The sequence below is a fragment of the Thiobacillus sp. genome, assembly GCF_024708915.1.
This window is the reverse complement of record NZ_JANJXQ010000093.1, coordinates 1-5655: the sequence shown is the minus strand read 5'-3', so window position 1 is coordinate 5655 and position 5655 is coordinate 1. Positions and strand designations below refer to the sequence as shown.

The window sequence follows — 5655 nt, the reverse complement described above, 5'->3', positions numbered from 1 at the left end:
ATGGAGCAGGCGCGCGCCAGCGGGCTCGACGCCGCGCTGCTCGACCGCCTGCAGATCAACGACAAGGCCGTCGCCGGGATGGCCGAAGGCCTGGAGCAGATCGCCGCCTTGCCCGACCCAGTCGGCGAAATCACCGACCTCAAGTACCGCCCCTCCGGCATCCAGGTCGGCAAGATGCGGGTGCCGCTCGGCGTCATCGGCATCATCTACGAGGCGCGCCCCAACGTGACGGCCGATGCCGCCGGGCTGTGCCTGAAATCCGGCAATGCCGCCATCCTGCGCGGCGGCTCCGAGGCGCTGCACTCCAATCAGGCGGTCGCCGCCTGCGTACGCGAAGGGCTGGAGGCCGCCGGCTTGCCCGCCACGGTGGTGCAGGTGATCGAAACGACCGACCGCGCCGCGGTGGGCGAACTCATCACCATGAAGGATTACGTCGACGTCATCGTGCCGCGCGGCGGCAAGGGGCTGATCGAGCGCATCACCGGCGAGGCGCGGGTGCCGGTGATCAAGCACCTGCACGGCAACTGCCACGTCTATGTCGACGACCGCGCCGACCTCGCCAAGGCGCTGAAGATTGTCGAGAACGCCAAGACCCAGCGCTACGGCACCTGCAACACCACCGAGTCGCTGCTGGTCGCGCGTGGCGTCGCCGCCGCTGCACTGCCCGAGATCGGCCGCATGCTGGCCGGCAAGGGCGTGGAAATGCGCGGCTGCCCGGAGGCGCTGGTCATCCTGCAAGGCGCCGGCATTGCGGCGGGCAAGCTGAAGGCCGCAGTGGACGCCGACTGGTTCGAGGAGTACCTCGGCCCCATCATCGCGGTCAAGGTAGTCGACGGTATCGATGCCGCGATGGCGCATATCAACACCCACGGTTCGCAGCACACCGACGCCATCGTCACCGAAGACTACGGCCGCGCGCGGCGCTTCCTGCGCGAGGTCGATTCGGCCAGCGTGGTGGTCAACGCATCGACGCGCTTCGCCGACGGCTTCGAGTACGGTCTTGGCGCGGAAATCGGCATTTCCACCGACAAGATCCACGCGCGCGGCCCGGTCGGCCTGGAGGGCCTCACCAGCCAGAAATGGGTGGTACTGGGGGATGGTCACGTTCGCGGGTGAGCAGAACGGTGAGGCGTGAGGCGATAGGGGTGAGGACGGACGCATGAGCCCTCACCCCTCACCCCTCGCCCCTCACTCCCACCACGCCATCGGCGTGATGGGCGGCACCTTCGACCCGATTCATTTCGGCCATCTGCGGCTGGCCGAGGAGATGGCCGAGGCGGTCGGCCTCGAGCGGGTGCTGTTCATCCCGGCCGGGCAGCCGCCGCACCGCGGCGTACCGCGCACCGCAGCGGCGCACCGGCTGGAAATGGTGCGCCGGGCGGTTGCCGGCAACCCGCGCTTCGAGGTGGATGCGCGCGAAGTGCAGAGTCCGCGTCCGAGCTACACCGTCGACACCCTGACCGAATTGCGCGCCGAACTGGACACGGAACAGCCGCTGTGGCTGCTGTTGGGCGCGGACGCTTTTCTTGACCTGACCAGCTGGCACGAATGGCGGCGGCTGTTCGATCTGGCGCATATCGCCGTGGCTGCGCGTCCCGGCGCGCGGCTGTTGCAGTCCGACGCCATGCCGTCAGAGCTGAAAAACGAAGTTTCGCAACGCCAGGCCGTAGGCGGTCCTTCCGGCTCGGTGCTGTTGCGGCAGATGACGCCGCTGGGCATTTCGGCCACCGCCATCCGCGACACCCTGGCACGGCACGGCAGCGTGCGTTATCTGCTGCCCGATGCCGTGCTCGACTATATTCACGAACACCAACTCTATCGCTATCCATGAACATCGAAAACAAAATCAAGCTGATCGTCGGCGCCCTCGAAGAAGTCAAGGCGCAGGACATCACCGTGCTCGACACCGGCAAGCTCACCTCGCTGTTCGAGCGCATGGTGATCGCCAGCGGCACCTCCAACCGCCAAACGCGCGCGCTTGCCGACAATGTGCGCGTCAAGATGAAGGAAGCCGGTGAATACGTGGGCAACACGGAAGGCGAGGACAGCGGCGACTGGGTGCTGCTCGATCTCGGCGACGCCATCGTCCATGTGATGCTGCCTGCCGCGCGCGCGCATTACAATCTGGAAGAACTGTGGGGGGCGGGCGAAGCGGCGCGGGCACGGCACATTCAATCCGACCACTGAGTGAAGCTGCACCTGATCGCCGTCGGCCACAAGATGCCCGGCTGGATCAACGCGGGCTACGACGACTATGCGCGCCGCATGCCGCCCGACCTGCCGTTGCTGCTGACCGAGATCAAACCCGGTCATCGGGTGGCGGGGGAGGACGGCGTGCGGGCACGACAGCTTGAAGCCGAGCGCATCCTTGCGGCGCTGCCCGCCGGCTGCGTGCCGGTGGTGCTCGACGAACGCGGCGCGCAGGCGACGACGCGCGAACTGGCTGCCTGGTTGCAAGGCTGGATGGCCGAAGGGGTTTCCCCGGCATTTGTCATCGGCGGGGCGGATGGCCTCGACGGCAGCGTGAAGGCGCGTGCCGGCAAGTTGCTGGGACTGTCGAAGCTGACACTGCCGCACGCGCTGGCGCGGGTGCTGCTGGCCGAGCAGGTGTATCGGGCGGTGTGCATCATCAGGGGGCATCCCTATCATCGGGATTGAGGAGGAATAACGAAAACATGCTGGTTGACAAACGGATTTATCTGGCCTCGCAGTCGCCGCGGCGTCGCGAACTCCTGAAACAGATCGGCGTTGCCTTCGATGTGCTGGCATTGCGTGCCGTTTCCGGCCGCATGGACGTTGTCGAAGTGCCGCGCGCCGACGAAGCCGCACTCGATTTCGTACAGCGCATGGCTACCGAAAAAGCGGCCTGCGGCTGGCGCGCGGTGGATGCGCGCCACCTGCTGCGCTTTCCGGTTCTGGGCGCGGACACGGTGGTCGAACTGGACGGCGCCATCCTCGGCAAGCCGGCCGGCCGCGCCGAGGCCGAAGCCATGCTGGCCCGCCTGTCGGGGCGCCAGCACCAGGTACACACCGCGGTGGCGGTGCAGCATGAAGGCCGGCAGGAGCTGCGCCTGTCTTCCAGCCAGGTCCGCTTTGCCGCGCTCGATGCCGCCGCCATCGCGCGCTATCTGGAAACCGGCGAATACCTCGGCAAGGCCGGCGCCTATGCCATCCAGGGACGCGCTGGCGCGTTCGTCGAACATATCGACGGCAGCTACAGCGGCATCATGGGTTTGCCGTTATACGACACAGCCGTTTTATTGAGAGCCTTCGGACTCGCCGTCTGAGCGAATCCGCCACCCCATGAGCGAAGAAATTCTCGTCAATGTCACCCCGCAGGAAACCCGGGTCGCCGTGCTGCACCTGGGCGTGGTACAGGAGTTGCATATCGAGCGTGCGCAGTGCCGGGGGCTGGTCAGCAACATTTACATGGGACGCGTGGTACGCGTGCTGCCGGGGATGCAGTCGGCCTTCATCGACATCGGCCTGGAGCGCGCGGCTTTCCTGCACGTGGCCGACATCTGGGAGGAGCGCCACGGCAGTGACTCCGAGCGCCAGATCGAGCAGATCCTGCACGAAGGCCAGAGCCTGATGGTGCAGGTGATCAAAGACCCGATCGGCACCAAGGGGGCGCGGCTTTCCACGCAGATCAGTTTTGCCGGACGCTACCTGGTGTATCTGCCGCAGGAAACCCACATCGGCATTTCGCAGAAAATCGAAGGCGAAGAAGAGCGCGAACAGCTGCGCCAGAAACTGCACCAATTGATGCCCAGCGACGCGACCGGCGGCTTCATCGTGCGTACCATGGCCGAAATGGCGGAAGATGCCGAAATGCAGGCCGACATCGACTATCTGCGGCGGCTGTGGGGCAGCATCCAGTCGCGCGGCAACTGTACGGTGCCGTGCCTGCTGTACCAGGATCTCGACCTGTCGCTGCGGGTGCTGCGCGACTTCGTCAATCGCGATACGTCCCGCATCCTCATCGATTCGCGCGAAACCTATCAGCGCATGGCCGAGTTCGCGCAGAACTACACCCAGGCCGTAGTCGAAAAACTGCAGCATTACGGTGCCGACCGTCCGCTGTTCGAACTGCACGCCATCGAGGACGAGATCGCCAAGGCGCTGGGGCGGCGTGTCGATTTGAAGTCGGGCGGTTATCTCATCATCGACCAGACCGAGGCACTGACCACGGTGGACGTCAACACCGGCGGCTTCGTCGGCGCGCGCAATTTCGACGACACCATCTTCAAGACCAACCTCGAAGCGGCACAGGCCATCGCGCGCCAGCTGCGACTGCGCAACCTCGGCGGTATCGTCATCATCGACTTCATCGACATGGACAATACCGAGCACCAGGAAGCGGTGCTTACCGAACTGAAGAAAGTGCTGGCGCGCGACCCCACGCGCACCACCGTCAGCGGTTTTTCTGCGCTGGGCCTGGTGGAAATGACGCGCAAACGGACCCGTGAATCGCTGGCGCACGTATTGTGCGAAGCCTGCCCCACCTGCGGAGGGCGCGGCGAAATCAAGACCGCGCAGACCGTATGCTACGAAATCCTGCGTGAAATCCTGCGCGAGGCACGCCAGTTCGACGCGCGCGAATTCCGTATCGTCGCGGCGCAGAGCGTGATCGATCTGTTCCTGGACGAGGAATCCGGCAGTCTCGCCCAACTCATCGACTTCATCGGTAAACCGGTGTCGCTGCAGGTCGAGACGACGTATCCGCAAGAGCAGTACGACATCATCCTGCTGTGAGCCGGAAAGGCTTTATCCGCGAAGGACGCGAAGAGACGCGAAGAAAACCGAAAGCGATTCTGGTTTTTCCCTTCGCGTCCTTCGCGGATGAAAGGTTTTTCATGAAAACCAGCCCTCCCACCTACTGGCAAACTGCCTGATTCTGCTGTGAGCCGGAACGGCTTTATCCGCGAAGGACGCGAAGAGATGCGAAGAAAACCGAAAGCGATTCTGGTTTTTCCCTTCGCGCTCCTTCGCGTCCTTCGCGGATGAAAGATTTTCCATGAAATCCCGCGCACCCACCTATTGGCACACCGCCTGCAGCGAACTTGCCGCCGCCGACCCGGTGATGGCCGCACTCATCGCGCGCTATCCCGATGCCGTGCTGGGCAATCGCGGTGATCCGTTTCAAACCCTCGCGCGTGCCATCGTCGGCCAGCAGATTTCGGTCAAGGCGGCGGACAGCGTGTGGGCGCGTTTCGCCGGATACGCGCAGACCGTCAGCCCGGAGCGCATCGTCACGCTTGAACTGGAGGCGCTCGCTGCCTGCGGCCTGTCGCGCCGCAAAGCCGAATACCTGCGCGACCTCGCCGGCCATTTCGTCGATGGCCGCATCGCCCCGGCACGCTGGAAAAAAATGGAAGACGAGGCCGTCATCGCCGAACTCGTCGACGTGCGCGGCATCGGTCGCTGGACCGCCGAGATGTTCCTCATCTTCAGCCTGCGCCGCCCCGACGTCTGGCCGGTCGACGACATCGGCCTGCAAAAGGCCGTCGCCCTGCATTATCTCGGCGGCGAGCGGCCCACCCCCAAGGCCCTGCGCCAGCACGGCGAACGCCACGCGCCCTGGCGTACCGTCGCCACCTGGTATCTGTGGCGCAGTCTCGATCCGGCGGTGGTGCAGTACTGATCCTGTTTTTT

The 5655-nt window shown here is 64.9% G+C and carries 7 protein-coding genes; all 7 read left to right on the top strand.

Features of this window, described 5'->3' with window-relative positions; translation table 11 throughout:
- A partial coding sequence (locus tag Q0L94_RS07320) for a glutamate-5-semialdehyde dehydrogenase (protein WP_296751888.1) occupies positions 1 to 1116 on the top strand: 1116 nt, incomplete at its 5' end.
- Positions 1117 to 1159: 43 nt separating this feature from the next.
- The gene (gene nadD / locus Q0L94_RS07315; RefSeq protein ID WP_296751887.1) at positions 1160 to 1831 is read left to right on the top strand and encodes a nicotinate-nucleotide adenylyltransferase; all 672 of its coding nucleotides are present in this window, start codon (positions 1160 to 1162) and stop codon (positions 1829 to 1831) included.
- Complete coding sequence (rsfS, locus tag Q0L94_RS07310) at positions 1828 to 2187, top strand: ribosome silencing factor (RefSeq protein WP_296751884.1); 360 nt, start codon at positions 1828 to 1830, stop codon at positions 2185 to 2187. Before nadD ends, rsfS begins: the two co-directional genes overlap by 4 nt.
- A complete protein-coding gene (rlmH, locus tag Q0L94_RS07305; RefSeq protein ID WP_296751881.1) occupies positions 2188 to 2658 on the top strand; it encodes a 23S rRNA (pseudouridine(1915)-N(3))-methyltransferase RlmH in 471 nt (156 codons plus the stop codon).
- 17 nt (positions 2659 to 2675) lie between these two features.
- Positions 2676 to 3287 carry a Maf family protein gene (locus tag Q0L94_RS07300; RefSeq protein ID WP_296751879.1) on the top strand — a complete coding sequence of 204 codons (612 nt, stop codon included), beginning with the start codon at positions 2676 to 2678 and terminating at the stop codon, positions 3285 to 3287.
- Positions 3288 to 3303: 16 nt separating this feature from the next.
- Entirely contained in the window at positions 3304 to 4755 is a 1452-nt protein-coding gene (gene rng, locus Q0L94_RS07295) for a ribonuclease G (RefSeq protein WP_296751876.1), read from the top strand.
- A gap of 262 nt (positions 4756 to 5017) precedes the next feature.
- Positions 5018 to 5644, top strand: a complete 627-nt coding sequence (locus Q0L94_RS07290; RefSeq protein ID WP_296751873.1) for a DNA-3-methyladenine glycosylase — start codon at positions 5018 to 5020, stop codon at positions 5642 to 5644.
- Positions 5645 to 5655 lie beyond the last annotated feature (11 nt).

Coding starts and splice junctions, on each gene's coding strand:
- rsfS (WP_296751884.1), top strand. CDS start 1,828: ATGAACATCGAAAACAAAATCAAGCTGATCGTCGGCGCCCTCGAAGAA.
- rng (WP_296751876.1), top strand. CDS start 3,304: ATGAGCGAAGAAATTCTCGTCAATGTCACCCCGCAGGAAACCCGGGTC.
- nadD (WP_296751887.1), top strand. CDS start 1,160: ATGAGCCCTCACCCCTCACCCCTCGCCCCTCACTCCCACCACGCCATC.
- Q0L94_RS07300 (WP_296751879.1), top strand. CDS start 2,676: ATGCTGGTTGACAAACGGATTTATCTGGCCTCGCAGTCGCCGCGGCGT.
- Q0L94_RS07290 (WP_296751873.1), top strand. CDS start 5,018: ATGAAATCCCGCGCACCCACCTATTGGCACACCGCCTGCAGCGAACTT.